This window comes from Streptomyces chiangmaiensis, from assembly GCF_036281785.1.
In the GTDB taxonomy this organism is placed as follows: domain Bacteria; phylum Actinomycetota; class Actinomycetes; order Streptomycetales; family Streptomycetaceae; genus Streptomyces; species Streptomyces chiangmaiensis.
The window spans coordinates 1-20,809 of sequence record NZ_JAYWVC010000144.1 but is presented as its reverse complement, the minus strand read 5'-3'; the positions used below and the strand labels follow the sequence as shown (position 1 = coordinate 20,809).

Genomic DNA, 20,809 nt, shown 5'->3' with positions numbered 1-20,809 from the left:
CAGCGGGCGCTTCGTTGAGCTGATGTCCGTTTCTGGGTCAGCTTCGGGACAGGGCTGCTGGTCGCGGGGGGCGCCGTTTCTCCGGCGTGCTCGGCGACCTGGTCGAGCAGGGCGATGCCCGCGGCGTTGTCGTGTGTGGTCGCGGCCAGCACGGTAACCGATGGGGCCAGTTCAAGTCGCCTTGGTGGGGTCAGCGAACGCCGTCTTGGTGCCCTCCTTGGATTCCGCCGTGCTCGAGTACGAGCTCGCGATCCCGCGGCCCTGAAAGAGGGACGGCTCGGACTGGCTGCAGTCAGTCGGTCCGAGCCGTCGTCGTTCCTGCTACTCGTTGCGTGCCGTTTCGGGTCCCGTGATGCGCTTGAGCAGCGGCATCGTGGATGCGATGACCCCCAGCGAGGCGACGAGTCCGGCGAGCACGATCGCGTAGTACTGGATCCCCGGTGCCCGGATCGAGTACCTGAACTGGGCCTGCACGAACAGCTGGGCAGCCAGGAAGCCCATCCCGATCGCCACGACGGCGACCACCAGGAGCGGGACCGCGCTCTCCAGAAGCACCACCCGCCGCAGCACCCCGAGCTGTGTGCCGGTCAGCCGCAGCAGGCTGAAGGGACGCTTGCGGTCGCGCAGGCCCCCGGCCACGCTCACCGCCAGGCTGCAGCCGGCGATGGGGAAACTGACCAGGATGACCACGTTGGCCAGTTGCTGGTATCCGGCGAGCTGTGCGCCACGTTCGGCATGGTCCTCGCGGACGGTCCATGGGACGTCCTGGTCGGGATACGTGTTTGCGAGGATGGTGCGCGCGCGTTCGATCGCCGACGTCGAACCGTTGGTGGCCACGACGATCTGCTGGACCGAGAGGCGGGCGAGGCGCTGGGCGGAGATGGCGGCGGCGGGCCATGCCGTGGGCCAGTGCTCCCAGTAGTACGTGCCGAAGGTGCTGTAGTTCTGGGTGACCGACGCCGCTTCGGCTCTGGAGGCGCATGTGCTGTAGGCCGGCATCTTTGCGAGCTCGGCGCACGAGGCCAGGCCGGCCATCGGCGGTGTCGAGGAGCCTTGGGGGCCGTGATAGGCCGGGTCCGTGGTGCCGAGCGGGTTCGTATGGATCATCAGCACGCCTTTGACGCCCGGTACGGAGTTCAGGTCGCTGAGCGCGGCCTCCGAGGGCGGGGGCACGCTTCCGACCAACTCCCCCGAAGAACGGTTGATCCCCTGGACGTAGTCCGCGACCAGGGCGCCGGCGACCGCCGGGCTGCCCTTCGGGATGCTGCGCTCGGCGTTCAGCGAGCCGATGATCCCGACGGCCGCGCTGGTGACGCACAGGGCGAGGACCAGCCCGCTGACCGCGCGGAAGCCGGCCTTCGGGTCGTCTGCGAGCCGCCGACCCGCCACGAGCAGCGCGGGCCGGCTGGTGAGCCGGGCCAGTACGCGGGCTCCGACCATGGTCAGCCAGGGGCCCGCGATGACGAGTCCGGTCAGGACCAGTAGGATTCCCGGGACGAAGATCCAGATCTGGCCGTTGGTACTCCTGGGTACCCGGCCGATGGTGTACGAGAGTTCGGCGATGCCGGCGGCCAGCGGGACCACCCGGTAGACCCGCGGCGGGCGCGGCGTGACGCGCCGGGTGACCCCGAGGGGGGAGATCTGCACGCGGCGCAGGGCGATCCGGGCCGCGATCGCGGCCCCCACCGGGACGGCGATGGCGACGAGCAGGATGTTGCTGGTCCGGAGTGTGAGGTCGCTGGCGAAGTACGGCGTTCGCGTGAGGTTGATCGCCGCCAGCTGCGTACGGAACAGGTAGAAGAGTCCGAAGCCGACGGCCGTGCCGATGACCGCGGCGATCGTCGATTCGACGGCCGAGAGCATCGAGACCTGCCGTGGCGTGGCGCCCACCAGGCGCATCGCGGCGAAGCGCTGCTCGCGGCGGGCGGCTGCCAGCCGGGTAGCCGTGCCGATGAGGATGAGCACCGGGAAGATCAGGGCCGTACCCGCGACGGAGAGGATGAGCTTGATGCCCCTGTTGTCGATGCCCGCCCTGACCTCGCAGTTCGTGCCGTTGCAGGCACTGGGGGTGATGGTGGTGATCGAGGTGACCTGGGTGGCGTCGTGCTGCTTTGCGAGCTGGTCGGGGCTGTGGCCGATGACGATGACCAGGGAGTCGGGGCCTGGGAGCGCCGCCTTGCCGACCGTGCCGACCTCGTGGCCGGGGTAGCGGTCGGCGAGTTCGGCGGCCGGGGTGGAGTGCAGGAGCTTACCCAGGGCCGGTGAGACGTAGAACTCGCCCGGTCCGGGAAGGTGTGAAAGGCCCGGTGGGACCGGGGAGTTCGGACCGGTGGCAGCGACGTCGACGCGGCCGATGATCTCGCCGTCGAAGTGGTCCGCCCTGAGCAGCCACCACAGCGGGTCCGTGTCCGCCGTTGCCGCCGACTGGCTCGACGCGCTCTTGCCGGAGCCGGTGTTGAGCCAGGCGTTCCGGCTGTTCTGGGTGGCGGTGGCGTTGATGGCCGCCAGGATGCTCAGCAGCAGGCCGACGCCGAGGGCGACGGCGGCCGCGATGACGGCGAGACGGGCGGCGGCCTCCCTGCCGCCGCTCAGGGTGAGGCGCAGGCCGAGGCGGATCACGAGGCGAGCCGTCCGACGGACAGCGGTGTCACCTTGCCGTCGCGGACGATGACTTCGCGGCTCGCGAAGGCGGCCACCCGCGGCTCGTGGGTGACGAGGACGACGGTGGTGCCCTCCTCGCGCACAGAGGCGACCAGCAGGTCCATCACGCGCTCGCCGGTGAGCGAGTCGAGCGACCCGGTCGGCTCGTCGGCGAACAGCACCCTGGGCCGGGAGACCAGGGCGCGGGCCAGGGCGACACGCTGTGCCTGCCCGCCGGAGAGTTCTCCGGATCGGCGCCCCTCGAGACCCTCCAGGCCGAGCCGCCCGAACCACGGCCGGGCCTCGGCCAGCGCGCTCGCCCTGCGTGACTTGGCGAGCAGCAGCGGCAGGGCGACGTTCTCCTCGGCGGTCAGCTCGGGGACGAGCTGACCGAACTGAAAGACGAAGCCGAAGTGATCCCGGCGTAACGCGCTGCGCTCGGGCTCGCGCTGGGTGTCGACGCGGCGGCCGTCGAACCAGATCTCGCCGGAGTCGGGTACGAGGATCCCGGCCAGGCAGTGCAGCAGCGTGGACTTGCCGGATCCGCTCGGGCCGGTGACGGCGAGGATCTCGCCGTCACGGGCGGAGAGGTTCGCACCCTGCAGCGCGGGCGTCTGCCCGAACGACAGGACGGCGTTCCGCGCTTCCACGAGGAAGCCTTCGTCCGAACTCATGAGCGCACCTCCGCTGTCAGGGCGGCGAGCCGCGCCACGGTCTGGTCGATCCACCGCAGATCGGCCTCCAGGTGGTACACGCCGTGGTCGGCGAGCAGCGAGTCGATCGTGCTGCCGGTCCGCCGCAGTTCGGTCAGCTCCCGCATCCGCTCCATGTGGGCGGCGCGCTGGATGTCGAGGTACGCGCGGGGGTCGCGCTCCAGCAGCAGCGCCAGTACGACCTTGGTGAACAGCACCGTCTGCAGGTGCGGTTCACCCGCGACCGGTTCGGTCAGCCAGGTTTCGACCTGCGTGACCCCCAGCTCGGTGATCACGTAGCGCTTGCGGTCCGGCCCCGACCCGGGCTCGGTCTCGCCGACCTGGACCTTCCCGTCGCGGGCGAGGCGGCCCAAGGTCGAGTAGACCTGCCCGGCGGGCAGCGGCTTACCCCGGCCGAAATAGGTGTCGTAGTCGCGCTTGAGGTCGTAGCCGTGGCTCGACTCCCGTTCGAGGAGTCCGAGGAGTGCCAGAGGGACTGTCATACCTCAGTGTCTACACTCAGTATCTAGTCGACGTCAACAGGCGGGTTGCCTGGGTCGATAGGCTGGGATTAGTGAAGACAGCGTCGGTCGGCCAGTGGGTGCGGGCCACTGCTGGGAGCGCATGACCGCCAGGGCGGGCAGGCCGGTGCGATCGCCTTGGGGTGTAGCTCTCATGGACGAGGCAGTCATGCCCGAGGACTACCGGCGGATCATGGACGTGGTGCGGCGTGCATGATCCGCCGCTACATCATGTGGCGGAACAAGCACACCGCCGATATTCGCTTGCGCACCATCGTCACCCGGGCCAACGTCGCCTGACACCTGACGAAGGCAGAGAAGATGACCACGCAGACCCACCATGTCGATCACGAACTCATCCAGGCCGCGGCGCACGTGGCTCGCACTCGCTGCCGGGGTGACAACCACACCGTGGCAGCCGCAGCCCGCGCCCAGGACGGCCGGATCATCACTGCGGTGAACGCCTACCACTTCACGGGAGGACCGTGTGCGGAGCTGGTCCTCATCGGCGCGGCAGCCGCCCAGGGCGCCTACGACCTGGACACGATCGTCGCCGTGGGCGACCGCGACCGGGGGGTTGTTCCCCCGTGCGGCCGGTGCCGTCAGGTCCTTCTCGACTACTTCCCCGCCCTCAAGGTCATCGTCGGCGAAGGCGACCGCGCCCGAACCGTCCCCATCACCGACTTGCTGCCCGAAAGCTACGTCTGGGCCGACCACCAGCTCGACGCCGAGTAACCACGACGCTCAGCACGGGCCCGGCGTATCGCGGTGGCGGGTGAGCTGCCCATGATGCGGCGTGCAGCCGTGTAGACGGTGGCGTTGCGCGGCCGGTCAGGCGCCATCGATTCGGTCGAGCAGCTCCCGTGCCTCGGCGGTGCGGCGGTGGGCTGGACCGAAGGTGGCCAGGCAGGTGCCGTGGGCGGCCGCGGCCTGGGTGAGGGCCTCGGTGCTGCGGCCCAGCCCCAGGAGGGCGGTGACCACGGCCAGCTCGACGGCACCGTTCTCGGGGCGGCGCTGCTCTTCGGACAGGCTGTGGCGCAACTCGTCGGCGCGCTCCGCTTCAGCGAGAGCCTCCTCGTGGCGGGCCTGGCCGTTGAGACTGCGGGCCAGGCCGAGCCGGCCCGATGCGGGCGGGGTAGCGAGCGCCGAGCGGGCAAGCGTCTCGGCCTCTGGGTGGCGGCCCTGGCCGTTGAGGGCGTAGATGCGGCGGAAGCGTCCGCCTTCGTTCTCCACCCCGCCCTTGTCATGCGCGCCCCTCCTGGCCCGGCAGGCAGTAGAAGGGGGTTGCGGCATACCAAGAGCGGAATGCGACCCAGCGGGTGGACTCCACTCGGTTGCGGCCGAAGCAGACCTGACGGACCGCCGGACGCAGTTTGTCATAGCGGATGTGCCGGTGGGGGATCCCGCTGACCGCCTGGAACGCCTCGACGTGGCCTTGGAGGAAGGCCTCCTGGGAGGGCGAGGCGAACATCCTTCTCTGCACTGACTGTGATGTCTCAGACGTTGGTTTCACGGCGTCCTTGAATGTGAGCCGCCCAGGTGCGCCATGATGGGCCCGTGGACTTCGAGTCGTATCGGGGTGAGTTGGTGGCGTACTGCTACCGGATGCTGGGCTCGTTCCACGAGGCCGAGGACCTGGTGCAGGAGACGATGCTACGCGCCTGGAAGGCCCGCGACCGGTACGACCACACGCGCGCGTCCGTGCGGACCTGGCTGTACCGGATCGCGACCAACGCATGCCTGACTGCGCTGGAAGGGCGGGCGCGGCGGCCGCTGCCGTCCGGCCTGGGCGCGCCGAGCCGCGATCCCGAGGCGCCGCTCACGCCGGCGTTCGACATCCCCTGGCTGCAGCCGTACCCCGACGCAAGGTTCGATGCGGAGGTACGGACCGACATGCGGCTCGCGCTGGTGGCGGCGATGCAGGTCCTGCCGCCGCGGCAGCGAGCGGTGCTGGTGCTTCGCGAGGTACTGGAGTTCACCGCCGCCGAGGTCGCCGAGCAACTGGGGACCACGGCCGCGGCCGTCAACAGCGCGCTGCAGCGGGCCCGTACCGCCCTCGCAGACGTGGGTGGCCTGGATGAGGTCACGGAGCCGGACGATCCCGAGGCACGCGCGGTGATCCAGCAGTATGTGCGGGCGTTCGAGGCGGCCGACGTCCCCGCGCTCGTGCAGTTGCTCACAGACGACGCGGTCCTGGAGATGCCGCCGGTGCCACTGTGGTATCGGGGCAGCCGCGGCTTCGGCCTGTTCATGGACCGCGTGTTTCGGATGCGTGGGAAGGGCTGGGGCACGACGCCCCTCACCGCCAACGGACAGCCCGCGCTCGCCGCGTACGCGCCGGAGCCCGGCGGCAGGCATCGGCTGCACACACTGCAGGTCTTCACGGTCACCGGCGGCCGGGTCGCGCACAACGTCGTCTTCGCCGATCCCCACGTGTTCGAGGCGTTCGACCTGCCCCGGAAGATTTCTTCCGACGAGTTTCGTCAGGCGCGATGAGTGGCGCCGGTGCCGCCGGTACGTACCGGTGAGCATCGATCGAAGGGACACCCATCATGAGCGTCATCGTCATTGAGTTCATCACCCTGGACGGGATCGTGTCCGACCCGGACGGCTCCGGTGCAACGCCGACCGGCGGCTGGGCGTTCCGGCATGGTCCCGGGACGGTCGCCGGGGACAAGTTCCAACTCGGAAGCACGCTCGACGACGGGGTCATGCTGTTGGGGCGTACGACCTGGCAGTTGTTCTCGCTCATCTGGCCCGGACGAGACGACCCTTTCGCCACGCGGATGAACGCCGCGCCGAAGCTGGTCGTCTCCCGCACGTTGACCGACACCTCGGCGTGGGCGAACTCCCGGGTCATCGACAGCAGCCTCGTCGACGCCGTCAAGCGCGAGAAGCGCGACGTGATCATCACGGGCAGCTTGAGCGTTGTACACGCGCTGATGTCCGAGGAACTGATCGATGAATACCGACTGTTGACCTCCCCCACGATCCTCGGCACCGGCCAACGACTCTTCCCCGATGACGGGCCGCGCACCGACCTGGAGTGCCTGTCGGCCGAGCGGGCCGGCGCCGCCGTCCTCGTGCAGTACCGGAAGGCGGCACGATGACGGTCCGCTCCCTCGCCCTCTACGAGACGCCGGCCGATCCCGAGGCGTTCGGCCGGCACTACCCCGAGGTCCACCCGGTGCACTGCCTTGCCCGAGTACGACATGCGCAAGGAGAACAGCACGCACTTGGTGCGTTTGCCGGCCAGGTCCACCCACACGTCGGTGAAGTTCAAATGGCAGCGAGCCGCCGCCGGAGACTGGGGCGCCTACGCGGCCGAGGTCAGCCGCCGGAACTCGAAAGCCTGACCCATCCCGATGTCAGACCTCGCTGACATGCTTCTTCTCATGACGGACGAAAGCATGCCCGACCTCGCACAGATCACCGACGCCCAGGCGGTCACTCCCGAACTCCGACGTCAGCTGATCGACTGCTGGATCGCGGTCACCAACTCGGCCGGTGCCGCGGGATTCCCCTTCCCGCCCGTCCAGGACGACGACGTCGCACCAGTCACAGACAAGCTCCTCGGCCGTCTCCACCCGCAACACAGCCGACTCATCACCGCCAGACTCGACGACGTTCTTGCCGGATGGGTTGTCCTCAACCGCGATCCCTTCCAGCTCGTCGGACACTGGGGCACGGTCAACCACCTTCAGACCCACCCCGAACTCCGCAGCCGTGGTGTCGGCTCCGCTCTCATGCGTCAGCTGCGGAAGATCGCCCGCGATGAACTTGAGCTCGAACAGCTCCACCTCGCGGCCCGGGGAGGAGAGGGGCTGGAGGACTTCTACAGCCGGCTCGGATGGCGTGAGGTCGGCCGCTGGCCCGGGGCCCTCCGCCTCGCACCCGACGACACCCGGGACGAGGTCCTGATGCTCCTCGATCCCCTCTGACCGCAGGGGTATTCAGACAGTTTCAATACCCGACTCCACCATTAAAGATCCATGCCAAGACCCTCCGGCGGCACTGGGAGAACGTCCTCAAGGTCAACTGCGAGGGGCGTGATGGTCTACGCCATATTGACCCGGGCTTTCGCAGGAGATGCGCAGGGGTTCCGGAGTTGCGCAGTTCCGGCCTGACGGGCTGCGCAATGCTGTGTGACGTCGAAGTGCTTCCCGCCTTGGATGTGAGGGTCAGCGTGAGCTTCATCCGGTGTCCGTGCTTTGGGTGTCAGCGGCGCCGTCTGTGACGACGAGGACCTCGATGCCGTCCGGGGCGTGGGGTCCTCATTGGAGGGGTCACGTCGGCGCATCGGCCGTCGAGCGTGTCCGTCCCGTCAGCAGGAGCAACAGCGTCGAGACCGGGCCGCTGATCTCCTCGCCCTCACCGCGCGACCAGTCGGCGTCAGTGGCGACGAGCCGGGCCCGCGGTAGCGGCCAGGGCCGCGGAGGGAAGCGCATCGTCCATACACGATCTGCCGCGTCCACGGCCGCTGCGACGGGCATCTCCCGCTCGCGGCCGAGCGCGAGTGCGATGTCCTGGCCGTGGACGAGGATGTCGATGAGCGGTTCGCGGCGGGTGGTGCCGGGGGCGAGGTGGCGGGAGCCGACGGTCGCGCGGAGTTCGGCGACGATCTCCGTGACCGGGCGCCGGCCCTCGCGGACAGCGGTGTCGTGGATCATCCGGTTCACGTCGCCACGGGCGCGGAGGAATTCCCGCAGGCCCGCCCCGTACGACATACGTGGCGCGATCGTCAGATGCGCGGCCACGTCCCGCACTCGCCAGCCGTCGCACTGCGTCGGCCGCTCCCAGTCCTCGGGGCTCAACTGTGCGAGCATGTCGGCCAGTTCGCCGCGTTCGCGATCGATGATCCGCCAGCGCTCATCGGTTTCCAAGACAGCACCCACGGGGATCACCATCCATTGAAGTGGTAAGCTTCTCTGACCAATTTAGTCAGCGGCTCTGACCATCGTCAAGGAGTCCCAGCAGTCCGAGGAGGCGTCGGCATGGTGGCGGAGAGCGAGCTCAACACGGGGCTGCTGCTGTTCATCCCGTACCGGGCGCTGGAGAACCGCGTCTTCGCCGCCCTCGCCGAGGCCGGTTTTGACGACTTCACGCCCGCCCAGGCCCGTGTGATGCAGCGCATCGGGCCGAACGGCACCCGTCTGACCGAGCTCGCAGAGCAGGCTCAGGTCACCAAGCAGACGGCGGGTTTCCTGGTCGACCAGCTGGAGCGGGCGGGTTATGTGAGGCGGATGCCGGACCCGACCGACAAGCGGGCCCGGCTGGTGTGCCTGGCCGAGCGCGCGCTCGCGGCGCAGCCCGTGGCCGGGGCCGTGGTCGCCGAGGTCGAGAAGGAGTGGGAGGCGCACCTCGGCAAGCGCCGGATGTCCCAGCTACGCCAGGCGCTGACGCTGCTACGGGAGATCACGGATCCGTACGCCTAAGCGTTGTTGAGAGCCGGGGTTCGGCCGCTGTTTCGCCCGGCCATGCGGCAGGAACGCGCGGGTGACCCATCCGGGACCTGACCTTGTTCGCGCTTCTGCCAGAGGGCTGAGCAGCCTTGGCGCCGACGCGCGCCCACCCCCACACGATCAGCGGCGGCGCAGCACGTGGGCCCGTCGATCTCTACACGGCCACCCTGACCGAGGCGCGGGACACGCTCACACGCTGGCGCGAGGCCACCGCCACCTGGGCGACCCGGCCCTCCAAACCGATCCCCGAACAGGTGGGGCACGAGCTGCGCGCCGCCTGGGAGGACGACCTCGACGTACCGGCCGTCCTGGAAGTACTGCGGCACGTCGAGGGCGCCGAGGGCATGCCGGACGGGGCCCGCTTCGAGACGTACGCCTACGCCGACCGGCTGCTCGGCCTGGACCTGACCAGTGAGATCGGGACCTGGGCATGATCACCTGTGCCGGAGCGGGCCCGCTGCGCAGATTCGTCGTGCTCCGGCACGCCAAGTCCGCCTGGCCCGCCGGCGTCGCCGACCACGAACGGCCGCTGGCCCCGCGTGGCCGCGGAGACGCCCCGGCCGCCGGGCGCGCGGTTGCCGAGCCGACTGCCTGCCCGACCTCGCGCTGTGCTCAACCGCCCTCCACGCCCGTCAGACGTGGGAGCTGGCCTCGGCCCAGTGGGGCACCCCGCCGCCCGTACGGCTCGAGCCGCGCCTCTACGCCGCCGACGTACCCGATCTGCTGGAGGCCAGGTACGAAGTGCCCGCCCAGGTGAGGACGTTGCTCGTGATCGGGACAATCCAGGGCTCGAAGAACTGGTCCTCGAACTCGCGGGGGACGCCCTGGACCGCGTCCGCACCAAGTTCCCCACCTCGGCCATCGCCGTTCTCGCCTGGCGCGGCAGCACTTGGGACTCCCTCGCCCCGGGCACGGCACTCCTGACGGACGTCACCGTGCCGAGGGGCACGAAGAAGCAGGGGCAGGGCGAGTCAACCCACGTGGATCCGGGGGCGGCGCTCTGGGTTGGGCTCGGCGCGGCGTAGGACCTCGCGCGTGACCGGGGCGACCTCGCCGTCCCCGAACACCAGGAAACGCAGAAGGTGGTTGAACGGGGTGCCCTCGGTCCAGTTGAAGTAGGCGTGCGGCACTTGGCCGGTGCGGTCGCGCAGCTCCATCAGGACGGCCGCGATGGTGTTGGGCACGGTCGCGCCCGCCACGCGCAGCCTGCGTACCCCGTGCTTCTCGTCGCCGTGGACGGCCAAATCGGCGGTGAAGTCCGAGGAGTCGGTGATGAAGACCTCCAGGAAGAGCACCGGGCCGCCGTCCGGGATGTGGGTCTGCTCGCGCTGGCTGTACTCCTTGACGCGATACTCCCGGGTGCTGTGCTCCTGGGGCTCGTTGGCGATCAGCCGCAGCGGCCCGCGGGTCGCTGCCTCGTCGACGAACCGGGCCGCCGCCTCGTCGAACATGACGGTCGCCGCGCGCAGTTCGAAGGCGCGGTGCACGCGCGAGGCGAACGAAGTCACCAGGATCGCGACGATGAAGATCAGCGCGATCCTGATGCCGTCGGGCCGCTCGATCACGTTCGTGACCAGGGTGTACGCGAGGACCGCGGTGATCGTCCCGAAGCCGAGCACGGCGGCCCGGCGCCCGCGCCGGTGCACGGCGACCGCCGAGGCGAACGCCGCGGAGAGCATCAGAACGAGCACCCCGGTCGCATACGCACCGCTCTGTTCGTCGACGTTCGCGTGGAACCAGACCGTGAGGACGACTGCGGCCACCATGAAGACCAGAACGAGCGGACGGACGGCCCGGGTCCACTCCGGGGCCATGCCGTAGCGCGGCCGATAGCGCGGAACCAGGTTGAGCAGGCCGGCGAGCGCCGAGGCGCCCGCGAACCAGAGGATCGCGATCGTCGCGACGTCGTAGACCGTGCCGAAGGCCTCGCCCAGGTGCTGGTGCGCGAGGTACGCGAGCGCGCGTCCGTTGGCCGGGCCGCCGCTCTTGAAGGCCTCCTGCGGGATCAGGATCGTCGTGGCCAGGCTGGACAGCAGCAGGAGGCAGCTCATGATCACGGCAGCCGTAGTGAGCAGTTTGCGCGTGTCGCGGACGCGGCCGGCCGGGTTCACGTCTGTGTCCGTGGGGTCGCCCTTGACCTGCGGCATCACCGCCACGCCCGTCTCGAAGCCGGACATGCCGAGCGCCAGCTTCGGGAAGACGAGGAGCGCCACGCCGACCATCGCGAGCGGTGAGGAGTGTTCGGCGGTCATCGCGTCCGTCCAGTCGCCGATCCTCACCGGGTGGCTCAGCACCTCCCAGGCGGAGACCGCGAGCACGATGACGTTGAGGGTCAGATACGTGCAGACGAGCACCACGGCGATGCCGATGGCCTCCTTGAACCCCTTCAGGAAGACGGCGCCGAGCGCGGCGACCAGAAAGAGGGTGATCCAGGTGTTCGCACCGTGGATCCAGTGCGGAGCGAAAGGGTTCTCCACGACGTGCGCGGCGGCGTCCGCGGCCGACAGGGTGATCGTGATCATGAAATCGGTGGCCGCGAAGCCGAGGAGTATGAGGACGAAGATCTTCCCCGTCCACCACGGCAGCAGCCGCTCCAGCATGGCGATCGAGCCCTCGCCGTGCGGGCTTTCGTGGACCACCCGGCGGTAGACCGGGAGCGCGCCGAGCAGGGTCAGCGCGATCAGCACGAGCGTTGCGAGCGGCGACAGGAGCCCGGCCGCGAGCGCGGCGATACCGGGCTGGTAGCCGAGGGTGGAGAAGTAGTCCACGCCGGTCAGACACATGACCCGCCACCAGGGGTGGCCCTCGTGCTCGGCGTCCGGGGTGGCGTGCGGGCCTGGGTGCCGAGCCGTCCGCTCGCTCAGGCCCTCCAGGAGCCAGGCCCGCCAGCGGGCCGTGGCGGCGGAGGGCTGGGGTTGGCCGGGCTCGGCGGCGTCCGGACTCTCCACCTGGGTGCCGGTCATGCTGGGCCCTCCCTGCGATCGCTCGGGCGGCCCTTGCCGCCGGAGACCACGATGGTGATGCCGGAGTCCACCAGCTCGCGCACGGTGTGCTCGATGACCGGCTTGTCACCGACCGGAAGCATCTCCTTCGGTGTCGCCTTCGTCAGGGGCAGCCGGGATCCGAGTCCAGCGGCGGGGATCACAGCCCCGCGAATCGTCGGGGACATCACATCTCTTTGTCGATCGGCACACCGTACCGGCCGGCACGGCATCGGCACGGGCACCGACCGGTGGACGGCCGAGCGCCGCTTCGGACCGGCTGTCCGGCTTCCGGTCCTTGGTGCTCTCCGCGGGGCGCTGTCTTGGACGGATGATGAATGAGGAGCGTCACGACGGTTCCAAGGCGCATTGGCACCCTCGCAGAAGTGGCCGCAGAGCTCCTTGACGGCAGGCGTGGGGGTGCCCACGCTCCGTCCCAGCCTCAGCATGTCGCGCGTGAGTGACCGCAGGACGCACACAGGGAGATACAGCACCAGTGCGCCGGTACCTCTGTCGTGGGTGGTTGGTCTTCCCCGGAGTGACCGGCGTGAACGGCGGCCAGGCTCCTATGTCCCGGACCCGCCGTCGGGCGGGCGCTCGCAGCGCTGCGGCCACAAACAGCACCGGCCGTAGGCAGGACCGGACGGCAATGGCGCTCATGCTTCTCCTGCCCTCCCATGGAGTGCTTCTGCTTTGTGCGGCGCCAGCCTTGAACCGGCACGGCACATCGGCTCGGGTATGGCCGACCTGGTAATGGACATGCCTCCGCCCGGCTTGCCGAACGGCTCGCCGGCCATGACGACGCGTTCCGGCTCTCAGGAAGGTCATGCCCGAGGCGCCCTCGGGGGTGCCGGGCGGCTGGTGCCCCGGAGCATCGTCGCCACAGTCATCCACGGCTCGGAACGCGCATTGTCGTCGCCCGCACCCACTGAGTCCTTGGTTGACACCCTGTGCACCTCCCTTGGCCGTTGCCCTGGCGGGAACGGCGTTCGTTCATTTTCTGACTGCTCGCACGGCTCCTCAGTGAGGACCGAGGAGGTGCGGCATGTGTGACAGAGGTCGCCGCTTTCAGACTGCTCCACTCAGTGTCACAACAGTGGTGCGAGTCCTGTCGTATGTAGTGCACGCGGCTGACTTCGCCGACACCCAGACGCACACGGGGTCGATGACCCTCGTTGGAAGGGATCCAGATGAGAGTGGTTGTCGCAGGGGCCACCGGGTTGATCGGCTCCAGAACGGTTGCCAGGCTCCGCGACCATGGGGTGGAGGCCGTGCCCGTCTCACGTCGCTATGGCGTCAACGTGACAACAGGGGAGGGACTCGAAGAGGCCTTGCGGGGGGCCGAAGTGGTGGTGGACGTCACCGACGCGCCCGCACGCACCGAGGAAGCCGGTCTGCGGTTCTTCCGCACCGCAACGGCCAACCTCCTGGCCGCGGCGGCCGCGGCCGGCGTCGAGCATCACGTGGTCCTGTCGGTGGTGGGGGCCCAGCGGCTGCGGTCGGGTTACTTCCTCGCGAAAGAACTCCAGGAGTACCAGGTACGAAAGTCTCCGATCCCTTATTCGATCGTGCGCGCCCCGCTGTCCTTCGAGTCCCTCCAGGCCATCGCTGTCGCCGACACCAGCCCGGACGGGGTCCACGCGGCGCCCGCGCTGGTCCGTCCCGTGGCAACGGAAGACGTCGCCGCCGAGCTCGCACATGTCGCTATGGGACTGCCCCGGTTCGGCGCGCTCGAGATGGCCGGCCCCGAGGAGTACCGCCTCGACGACCTCATGGCGAAGCTCCTCGCCGCCAACGGTGACGCCAGAAGCGTGGTCACCGATGCGCACGCCAGGCTCTTCGCCGCCCCACTGGGGAAAGGCTCGCTTCTGCCCGAACCGGGCGCCCACACCTGTCACACGACCTTCAGCATGTGGCTCGCGCAGCGCTGACGCACGCGAACGCGACGGCGGCCTCCCCACGCACCTCTCCTCCGGACGGCCGGCACAGCGCGCTCGCGGCCACGGCCGCCGTCGTCGACGCCGACATCGGACATGCCGGGCCCGAACACGCCGTGCATCTGCTGCGACGCGTGCACGAGTACTCGGCCAGGTCCGGCAAGGCCCTGCCGGGACTGCTGTCCTCGGACTACGTCCACACCATCCCGGCATCGCCCCAGCCGGCCTCCCGACAGGTGCTGGATCCGGCGCAGGACCGCCTCGGACTCGCCGTCTTGCCGGTGGCCACCACCCGCTTGATGCCCATGTCGGTGCCCAGCGCGAACAGCTCCAGCAGCAGCCTGCACCGCAAGACGTCGCGTAGGACCGCCTCCTGGGAGGCCAGCGAGGCGACCTCGGAGGTGAAGCCGGTGGCGAACTCGGCCTCCATGAAGGTGTCGATCAGGTCGATCGTTCCCCGGCGGCGCTGGATCGCGGCCTTCAGGGCAACCAGGTTCTCCGGCTCCTCCTGCTTGGCCGGCGGGGACACCTTGATCCACGGTTCGCCGTGCCTCCTGGTGATCTCCACTCCGTCTGTGGTGCCCAGCTCCAGCGCCTGGTCGAAGCCCGTGAGTGCGTCGCGCAGTCGCTTCTGCGGGTTCACTCCCGACTTGTTCCGGAGCTGCTCATGTTCCTCCTCCAGCAGCGTCCAGACCTCGATCAAGTCCTCCGGATCCCGCTCCCGACGCACGCGCGGCTCCTTTCCTCGATCACTACACCGAGACCAAGGTGGTGCGAGCACAATAGAGTCAGGGCAGAACGCCGGAAACAGGGACAACAGGTCGTCACGCCGGCTACAGAGAGCTACTTGTCACTTGGCGGCAGCTTCGGAAGTCGAGGCCCGCGAGTTCGCGGAAGGTTCTTCAACGCGAACCAGCGGGTCCACCGGTGTGCGTCAGGCTGATGCATCCGTGAGTTCGGGTGGAACACGAGGATGCTGAGCGGTCCGAAGGGCTGCGACGGTAATGTCGAAGGACATCCTCGGCTATGACGGGCGCCCGCCGAATTGCCAGTTGTGCACCTCGATGTCGGCGTACCGGTCTGGGGTCAGGATGGCGCGTGCCGTGTCAGGGTTCGGCGCTCGGACCAACGCCGCCGTGCCTAGCCAGGTGGCGCCGTTGTCGGACAGCAGCGGCCCGTAGGCGATCAGCTCGTTCCGGTCGGGCGGCACCGCGATGTCGGCAGCCTGCCCCGTGCCGAGGCCGAGCACCAGGTACCGGTTGCCGCCAGACCGGCCGCCGGGGAAGTCCCACATGGTGCGCCCCAGCGTGTTGCGCCACCGTCGCAGCAGCACGTCCCGGTACACGCCGGCCTGGTAGTTCGGCTCGTCGAAGGCGAACGCGCGGGCAGCGGCCGGATCGGGCAGGTCGACGATGTGCACGCTGCCGGTGGGCGTGTCGCCGTCGTGGGCGAGAGTCGGGCCCCGGGCGATCATCTCCTTCGCGTACTGGTCCATGTAGGACCAATGCTCTTCCAGCAGCTCGTAGCGCAGCGGCACGGAGCCGGGCCGGTCGCGGTGGTAGCAGAGGAACTCCATGCCCAAGGATCTCTTCAAGGGGGTAACCAGGTCGACCGGATTTCACTGCGATGGCTGCTCGGCGGCCTGCTCCAGCAGGGCCCGTGCGGAGTGGGCGTAGCGCATCGCGGTCTTCTCGTCGAGCCCGAAGACCTCCGCGAGGTGGAGGGGGTCAGGGCCTTTGACCACGGCCTCCCAGCCAGCGGCTCGCGGTGGTGGCGGTGGCCACCTCCGTCCCGCCCGAGGGCGCCACCGTATGGACCCGCGTCGCTCACCCGGGAGCCCTCGGGGACGTCGTTGCCGGACAGCAGCAGTCCGACCAGATACCCCCCCGAAAACCGGGATTACGTAGCGGGCCGCGTGCAGATAGCGATGAGAGGCGCTGATTCCGTAAGTTCAAAAACAGCAGGCGACGCCCTGTGCTGAGGTGTCGACAACGACCACTTGACGGGCTTTCGGCATGTACCGGCCCTGGCTGGAGGAGCGCTTGCAGCAGCACACGGCCGGCACACACACGGCGCCGGCCGCCTTCGTCGGGAACGATCCTGTGGCCGCAGGGCTCTGCGTCCTCGCTGCTGCCGGAACTCACGGCCATCGGGCTCCCGGCGGTCGGCGTGGAAGCCGAGCTCCCGCACGGTGCGGTCAGCAGGATCTGCGAATCTTCCTGCGGCGTATGACGAAGCCGCCGAGGACATGGAGCAGGATGATTGCTAGAACGGCTCCGATGACCCAATGCGTCCCCGGACCGGACGCCATCAGAAGTCCGCCTAGGCTCAGATGGATGGCCACGACCAACGCGATGACGGCTATGAGGCCGAGCGCCGCCCGGCGTCGCGGATGGGGCGCCACCTTCTTCGCCGCCGAGGCGGTAGTAGCGGTAACGGGATCATCGGGCTGGTGATTGGCGGCTTCGGCCTGTCGCCAGGTGACCTGCAGTGCATTGTGCTTGCCGATCTTCTTCATGCGTCCTGCGACCAGGTGCTGGATGCGCTGGAGGCTGTCCCGGTCGGCGGCTTCGACACGAAGTGTCAGCGAGTCGGGGCTGGCTTGTAGGATGCAACGGCCCTCGACGAGGTCGATAGTCCCGTGCCTGTCGGTCCATTCGACGCGCTGGATCTGGGGCGGTGCTGTGCCACCGTGGTGCAGGTGGGGCCGGTGGCGTATGTGGCCGCACATCTCGCTGGAGTGCTCGCACAGCTGTGCCAGGTACCGGCTCGGCCGCTCGGTTCGGATGTCGGCTTCGGCGATCAGCACAAAGCTTCCTTTCAGAGGCGCAGTGAGGGCTGCACGACGTTTCAGATGCGGCTGAGGGCAGCCAGCCAGGCCTGAAAGCCGCTGAGGGCGGGTGGCGATGCCGATGTTGGTTCGATTGCATGGCTCGACAGCCGTCGGTGGACGCGGCTCGGACCTGACCCGCGTCAATTTCCGTATTCGCATGCCATCTGCCGGGCTATCGGTCGCGCCGAGCATGAAGTAGCGGCCGCCGAGCGCGGTAACGGCGATCAACCCGTTGATGATGGTGGCGTGGCCCCGTTCGTTCCGCTTAGCCGGTTGCTGTGGCCCGCAAATAGGGCCTGCACGGGCGCCAGACCGCAACACCCCGCTCGAACTTCCCAGCGGGGTGAGCCGATAGCCAGTTGGGGAGGCCGGCACGCGGCTGGCATCCCCAACCGAATTGCTGCGGGCGAGGTGCCCGGCGGTCCTTACGAGCCTCGAGTTCTTCGGCGCTCACCGGTATGACCACCGGCTGCACAGGCACACCGAGGATCGTGGCCATGTAGATGGTCTCGCCGTCCGAGAGGTTGTTGGCACCCTGGTAGTGGATGACGTCATGGCTCGGCTCATAGAAGCTCTCCCCGGCTTTGAGGACACGCTCTGGCTCGCCCTCCAGCTCGAAGATCATCTCGCCCTTGACCACGTACCCGAACCCGGGGCCGGTGTGGCGGGTTACCCGGGCTGCCGGGCGGCAGAGTGATCACGACGGTCGTGGCTTCGGGGTTATCGGGGACCGGCGCATTCGGGAGCTGCTGGAGGACCTGCACCGTTTCTGACTGCGGAGTTGTACTGGAGTTTTCGGTACTCATGATGAAGAACCTCCCCTTCTGAGGTGCTCAGCTCTCATTCATGTAGACAGGGTGGAGCACTGATGTGTGACGGCCAGATCAGCCTGTCAACCTGGATGTTTCATGACCTGTCGGGTGGCCACACTCAGAACGTGTAGGCACCCCAGTCCGCAGTGGTCGGTCGGAGCAATCGTCAAGACCTAATAGCAGTGCACGGCGATGGGTGACCCCTAATCAAGACCTGGAGCTGGACTCCTCTCCACAGGCAGAGGGCCCCGCCGCCGTGCACCTCGCAAGGACGTCATGATCGTGACCTGAGCCGTCCGCACGGCCATCTCTCCTGACTACGCGAGCCACGAGCTCTGTCCAGAGACCGAGGTCCGCGCGGTGAGCTGGGGCCACGAACTGCTCATCGGATGTCGGGCCACAGAGCCCTCCTATTAGGTCGCGGCGTGCCTCGCGCAGGCTCTTGAACTGGGCAAATGGCGGAGAAGGGGCGATGAGGTTGACGATCACGTGTGGGATCGACTGGGCGGAGGACCACCACGACGTGGCCCTGGTCGACGAGGCGGGGAAGCTGGTCGCCAAGCGGCGTATCCGCGACGACGCGGACGGCTACCGTCAGTTGCTCGACCTTCTTGGGGAGGCCGGCGACACTCCGGACGCGCCGATACCCGTAGCCGTGGAGACTGCGCGCGGCCTGCTCTTCGCCTGCCTGCGGGCGACCGGCCGCCGTGTCTACTCGATCAACCCCATGGCGGTGGCCCGCTACCGAGAGCGGCACCGGGCAGCCCGAGCGAAGTCCGACCACGCCGACGCGATGACCCTGGCAAACATCCTGCGGACGGACATGGACGTCCACCGGCCCCTGCCGGCCGATTCCGAGCTGGTCCAGGCGATTGCCGTCCTGGCCCGCGCTCAACAGGACGCGGTATGGAATCGGAGCCAGCTGATCAACCAACTACGCTCCCACCTCAAGCAGTACTTCCCTGCCGCACTGGCAGCGTTCCACGTCCGCGGCGGCGGCCTCGATTCACGCGAGGCACGGGCGGTGCTCGCCGTTTGCACCGGACCCTGCCACCGCCGCACGTCTCACCCGGTCCCAGCTGCGAGCCGCGCTGAAGAAGTCCGGCCGCCAGCGGTACATCGAGGGCTGGGTGGAGCGCCTGCGGACCGTCTTCACCGGCGACTACCTCCGCCAACTGCCGCTCGTCGAAAGGGCCATGGGACGGCAAACCCTCGCACTGGTGAGCCAGCTGGATGCCGCCTGCCGAGCGGCTGACGAGCTCGCCGAAGCGGCCGCCAATGCCTTCGCCCAGCACCCCGACGCCGAGATCCTCGGCAGCTTCCCCGGCATCGGCCCACTCACCGGCGCCCGCATCCTCGGGGAGATCGGTGACGACCGGGACCGCTTCGCCGACGGCCGAGCGCTCAAGGCATATGCGGGGGCCGCACCCGTCACCATCGCCAGCGGCAAGAGCCGGCTCGTCCGTCATCGGAGGGTCAAGAACCAGCGGCTGGCGGCCGCCGGACACGTCTGGATCTTCGGAGCACTTCCCTCACCGCTCATCAAGGAGCAATACGACCGACGACGCGCCGCTGGTGACCGGCACACCGCCGCCATGCGCAACGTGTTCAACCGGCTGCTGGGCTGCCTGTTCCACTGCCTACAGACCGGCCAGATGTTCGATCCGAGCAAGGCCTTTCCCGTTCCAATGGCAGCACCGAAGCCCCTCGCGGCTTGACGTTTTGCCAAGCTCGGATGTCTATGGATCAGCAATTGCTCAGCTTCGAGATGATGCGAGCCTGGTGAGTCCTTCGACCGCCGAGAGCTCGTCGTCGAGGGGCCGGGCGGCAGCGGGCGAGGTGACGAGGAAAAGTACCGACATGTCGGGGTTTGCGCCCTCGTAGAGGTCGTCGCCGTCGTCTCCGGGGATGTCGTTCGGCTGGACCTGGAGGCGGGTCATGTCGGCGAGGGTGGCAAGGAAGTAGACGCCGCGATAGTCGCTCTCGCGTTCGGCGAAGATCACGTCGAGTCGGTCGGCGAGCAGGTCGGACAGGTCCCTGGCCGTGTAGGCGTTCGTGCCGTAGGTGTCGAAGACGGTCGGCATGACCGGCTTCGCACGAAGCCGCCCGCCCCGCCTTCGGCACCCGCGGCCGGGCCTGGCTGCAGCGTCTGCCGCTGCCGGACGACGAGCGTGAGGCGGTCGACGCATTGTTGCGGCAGCTGGACTTCCACGGCACGGAACTGGCCGAGCTTGACCGGAAGGTCGCAATCGAGGCCCTGGACGACGCGGACATCCATCGGCTGATGACGATCCCTGGCGTCGACGTCAACGTCGCTCTGTCGGTCGCTGCGGCGGTCGGCGACTTCGCGCGGTTCCGCTCCGCGGACAAGCTGGTCGCCTCCTTCGGGCTCAACCCACGCGTCCGCCAGTCCGGCGGGCTGCCGGCCGCCACCGGCCGGATCACCAAGACCGGCCGGTCGCAGGTTCGGGGCATGCTGGTCGAGGCCGCCTGGGTCGCCTCCCGCTCCCCGGGGCCTTTGCACGCGTTCTACCAGCGCATCAAGTCGCGGCGCGGCATCCAGGTCGCCATCGTCGCCACCGCCCGGAAGATGACCACCTTGTGCTGGCACCTGGTCACCAAGGGCCAGGACTACGCCTTCGCCCGGCCCAGCCTGGTCGCCTTCAAACGGCGCAAGCTGCAGCTGCAGGCCGGCGCCGAACGCCGCGTCGCCCGCCGCGGTCTGGGCTACGAGTACAACGACAAGGCCCTGCGCCGCCACGAGCGGGAGATCGTTGAGCAGCAAGAGCACGCCTACGCGGTGATGACCTCGCACTGGCAACCGCGCGGCCCCGCAACCGCACCGAAGAACACAACCTGAACTCGCCGTGGCACTTGCCGATTTCATCCGTGGTCCGCAGCTGAACCCAGTGCTCGGCGTTGAGTCGGCCT

At 68.8% G+C, this 20,809-nt stretch carries 21 protein-coding genes and 5 pseudogenes; 12 read left to right on the top strand and 14 right to left on the bottom strand.

Going from position 1 to position 20,809, the window contains the following annotated elements; all coding sequences use genetic code 11:
- Positions 1-321 precede the first annotated feature (321 nt).
- From VXC91_RS30765 to VXC91_RS30755, 3 genes are read right to left on the bottom strand one after another with little or no spacing between them, the layout of a single operon-like run.
- On the bottom strand, positions 322-2,619 hold the full coding sequence (locus VXC91_RS30765; RefSeq protein WP_329510620.1) for an FtsX-like permease family protein: 2,298 nt from the start codon (positions 2,617-2,619) through the stop codon (positions 322-324).
- Positions 2,616-3,314, bottom strand: coding sequence for an ABC transporter ATP-binding protein (locus VXC91_RS30760; RefSeq protein WP_329510619.1), 699 nt, complete (start codon positions 3,312-3,314; stop codon positions 2,616-2,618). Before VXC91_RS30760 ends, VXC91_RS30765 begins: the two co-directional genes overlap by 4 nt.
- The gene (locus tag VXC91_RS30755; RefSeq protein ID WP_329510618.1) at positions 3,311-3,835 is read right to left on the bottom strand and encodes a PadR family transcriptional regulator; all 525 of its coding nucleotides are present in this window, start codon (positions 3,833-3,835) and stop codon (positions 3,311-3,313) included. Before VXC91_RS30755 ends, VXC91_RS30760 begins: the two co-directional genes overlap by 4 nt.
- A 231-nt stretch (positions 3,836-4,066) precedes the next feature.
- On the opposite strand from VXC91_RS30755, the pseudogene VXC91_RS47125 reads away from it, so the two are divergent.
- A pseudogene (locus tag VXC91_RS47125) lies at positions 4,067-4,153 on the top strand (transposase); the annotation flags it as partial.
- Positions 4,154-4,174: 21 nt separating this feature from the next.
- Positions 4,175-4,588, top strand: a complete 414-nt coding sequence (locus tag VXC91_RS30750) for a cytidine deaminase family protein (RefSeq protein WP_329510617.1) — start codon at positions 4,175-4,177, stop codon at positions 4,586-4,588.
- Between the two features lie 96 nt (positions 4,589-4,684).
- On the opposite strand, the gene VXC91_RS30745 is transcribed toward VXC91_RS30750, so the two are convergent.
- Together VXC91_RS30745 and VXC91_RS30740 are read right to left on the bottom strand one after the other, a co-directional pair.
- Positions 4,685-5,086, bottom strand: a complete 402-nt coding sequence (locus VXC91_RS30745; protein ID WP_329510616.1) for a hypothetical protein — start codon at positions 5,084-5,086, stop codon at positions 4,685-4,687.
- Positions 5,087-5,096: 10 nt separating this feature from the next.
- A complete protein-coding gene (locus VXC91_RS30740) occupies positions 5,097-5,324 on the bottom strand; it encodes a hypothetical protein (protein ID WP_329510615.1) in 228 nt (75 codons plus the stop codon).
- 86 nt (positions 5,325-5,410) lie between these two features.
- Between VXC91_RS30740 and VXC91_RS30735 the strand changes: the two genes are divergently transcribed.
- From VXC91_RS30735 to VXC91_RS30720, 4 genes are all read left to right on the top strand, one after another.
- Positions 5,411-6,349 carry a sigma-70 family RNA polymerase sigma factor gene (locus tag VXC91_RS30735; RefSeq protein WP_329510614.1) on the top strand — a complete coding sequence of 313 codons (939 nt, stop codon included), beginning with the start codon at positions 5,411-5,413 and terminating at the stop codon, positions 6,347-6,349.
- Between the two features lie 56 nt (positions 6,350-6,405).
- A complete protein-coding gene (locus VXC91_RS30730) occupies positions 6,406-6,963 on the top strand; it encodes a dihydrofolate reductase family protein (protein WP_329510613.1) in 558 nt (185 codons plus the stop codon).
- An 87-nt stretch (positions 6,964-7,050) separates the two neighbouring features.
- A complete protein-coding gene (locus tag VXC91_RS30725; protein ID WP_329510612.1) occupies positions 7,051-7,209 on the top strand; it encodes a hypothetical protein in 159 nt (52 codons plus the stop codon).
- 39 nt (positions 7,210-7,248) lie between these two features.
- Positions 7,249-7,794: a GNAT family N-acetyltransferase gene (locus VXC91_RS30720; RefSeq protein ID WP_329510611.1), complete on the top strand. Its 546-nt coding sequence runs from the start codon at positions 7,249-7,251 to the stop codon at positions 7,792-7,794.
- Positions 7,795-8,139: 345 nt separating this feature from the next.
- On the opposite strand, the gene VXC91_RS30715 is transcribed toward VXC91_RS30720, so the two are convergent.
- The gene (locus VXC91_RS30715; RefSeq protein WP_329510621.1) at positions 8,140-8,757 is read right to left on the bottom strand and encodes a maleylpyruvate isomerase family mycothiol-dependent enzyme; all 618 of its coding nucleotides are present in this window, start codon (positions 8,755-8,757) and stop codon (positions 8,140-8,142) included.
- Between the two features lie 90 nt (positions 8,758-8,847).
- Here VXC91_RS30715 and VXC91_RS30710 point away from each other — a divergent pair, with 90 nt between their 5' ends.
- The 3 genes and pseudogenes from VXC91_RS30710 to VXC91_RS30700 all read left to right on the top strand — a co-directional run.
- On the top strand, positions 8,848-9,288 hold the full coding sequence (locus VXC91_RS30710; RefSeq protein WP_329510610.1) for a MarR family winged helix-turn-helix transcriptional regulator: 441 nt from the start codon (positions 8,848-8,850) through the stop codon (positions 9,286-9,288).
- Between the two features lie 170 nt (positions 9,289-9,458).
- Positions 9,459-9,749, top strand: a pseudogene (locus tag VXC91_RS30705) (hypothetical protein); the annotation flags it as partial.
- Positions 9,746-10,271 (top strand): annotated as a pseudogene (locus VXC91_RS30700) (SixA phosphatase family protein); the annotation flags it as partial. The pseudogenes VXC91_RS30705 and VXC91_RS30700, both read left to right, overlap by 4 nt.
- A gap of 15 nt (positions 10,272-10,286) precedes the next feature.
- Here the strand turns inward: VXC91_RS30700 and VXC91_RS30695 are convergent.
- Together VXC91_RS30695 and VXC91_RS30690 are read right to left on the bottom strand one after the other, a co-directional pair.
- Complete coding sequence (locus VXC91_RS30695) at positions 10,287-12,278, bottom strand: APC family permease (RefSeq protein ID WP_329510609.1); 1,992 nt, start codon at positions 12,276-12,278, stop codon at positions 10,287-10,289.
- Positions 12,278-12,484: pseudogene (locus tag VXC91_RS30690) on the bottom strand (sugar phosphate nucleotidyltransferase); the annotation flags it as partial. The pseudogene VXC91_RS30690 and the gene VXC91_RS30695, both read right to left, overlap by 1 nt.
- 1,002 nt (positions 12,485-13,486) lie before the next feature.
- Between VXC91_RS30690 and VXC91_RS30685 the strand changes: the two are divergent.
- A complete protein-coding gene (locus VXC91_RS30685) occupies positions 13,487-14,227 on the top strand; it encodes an SDR family oxidoreductase (RefSeq protein ID WP_329510608.1) in 741 nt (246 codons plus the stop codon).
- Positions 14,228-14,423: 196 nt separating this feature from the next.
- Here VXC91_RS30685 and VXC91_RS30680 read toward each other — a convergent pair whose 3' ends face one another.
- The 5 genes from VXC91_RS30680 to VXC91_RS30660 form a co-directional block, all read right to left on the bottom strand.
- Positions 14,424-14,963, bottom strand: a complete 540-nt coding sequence (locus VXC91_RS30680) for a hypothetical protein (RefSeq protein ID WP_329510607.1) — start codon at positions 14,961-14,963, stop codon at positions 14,424-14,426.
- 294 nt (positions 14,964-15,257) lie between these two features.
- On the bottom strand, positions 15,258-15,809 hold the full coding sequence (locus tag VXC91_RS30675; protein WP_329510606.1) for a YciI family protein: 552 nt from the start codon (positions 15,807-15,809) through the stop codon (positions 15,258-15,260).
- A gap of 42 nt (positions 15,810-15,851) precedes the next feature.
- Entirely contained in the window at positions 15,852-15,977 is a 126-nt protein-coding gene (locus VXC91_RS30670; protein ID WP_329510605.1) for a hypothetical protein, read from the bottom strand.
- A gap of 453 nt (positions 15,978-16,430) precedes the next feature.
- Positions 16,431-17,294, bottom strand: coding sequence for a DUF2218 domain-containing protein (locus VXC91_RS30665; protein WP_329510604.1), 864 nt, complete (start codon positions 17,292-17,294; stop codon positions 16,431-16,433).
- Between the two features lie 37 nt (positions 17,295-17,331).
- Positions 17,332-17,706, bottom strand: coding sequence for a cupin domain-containing protein (locus VXC91_RS30660; RefSeq protein WP_329510603.1), 375 nt, complete (start codon positions 17,704-17,706; stop codon positions 17,332-17,334).
- Positions 17,707-18,350: 644 nt separating this feature from the next.
- On the opposite strand from VXC91_RS30660, the pseudogene VXC91_RS30655 reads away from it, so the two are divergent.
- A pseudogene (locus VXC91_RS30655) lies at positions 18,351-19,596 on the top strand (IS110 family RNA-guided transposase).
- A 39-nt stretch (positions 19,597-19,635) separates the two neighbouring features.
- Here the strand turns inward: VXC91_RS30655 and VXC91_RS30650 are convergent.
- Positions 19,636-19,962, bottom strand: coding sequence for a hypothetical protein (locus tag VXC91_RS30650; protein ID WP_329510602.1), 327 nt, complete (start codon positions 19,960-19,962; stop codon positions 19,636-19,638).
- Between the two features lie 104 nt (positions 19,963-20,066).
- Here VXC91_RS30650 and VXC91_RS30645 point away from each other — a divergent pair, with 104 nt between their 5' ends.
- Positions 20,067-20,738, top strand: coding sequence for a transposase (locus VXC91_RS30645; RefSeq protein WP_329510601.1), 672 nt, complete (start codon positions 20,067-20,069; stop codon positions 20,736-20,738).
- Positions 20,739-20,809 lie beyond the last annotated feature (71 nt).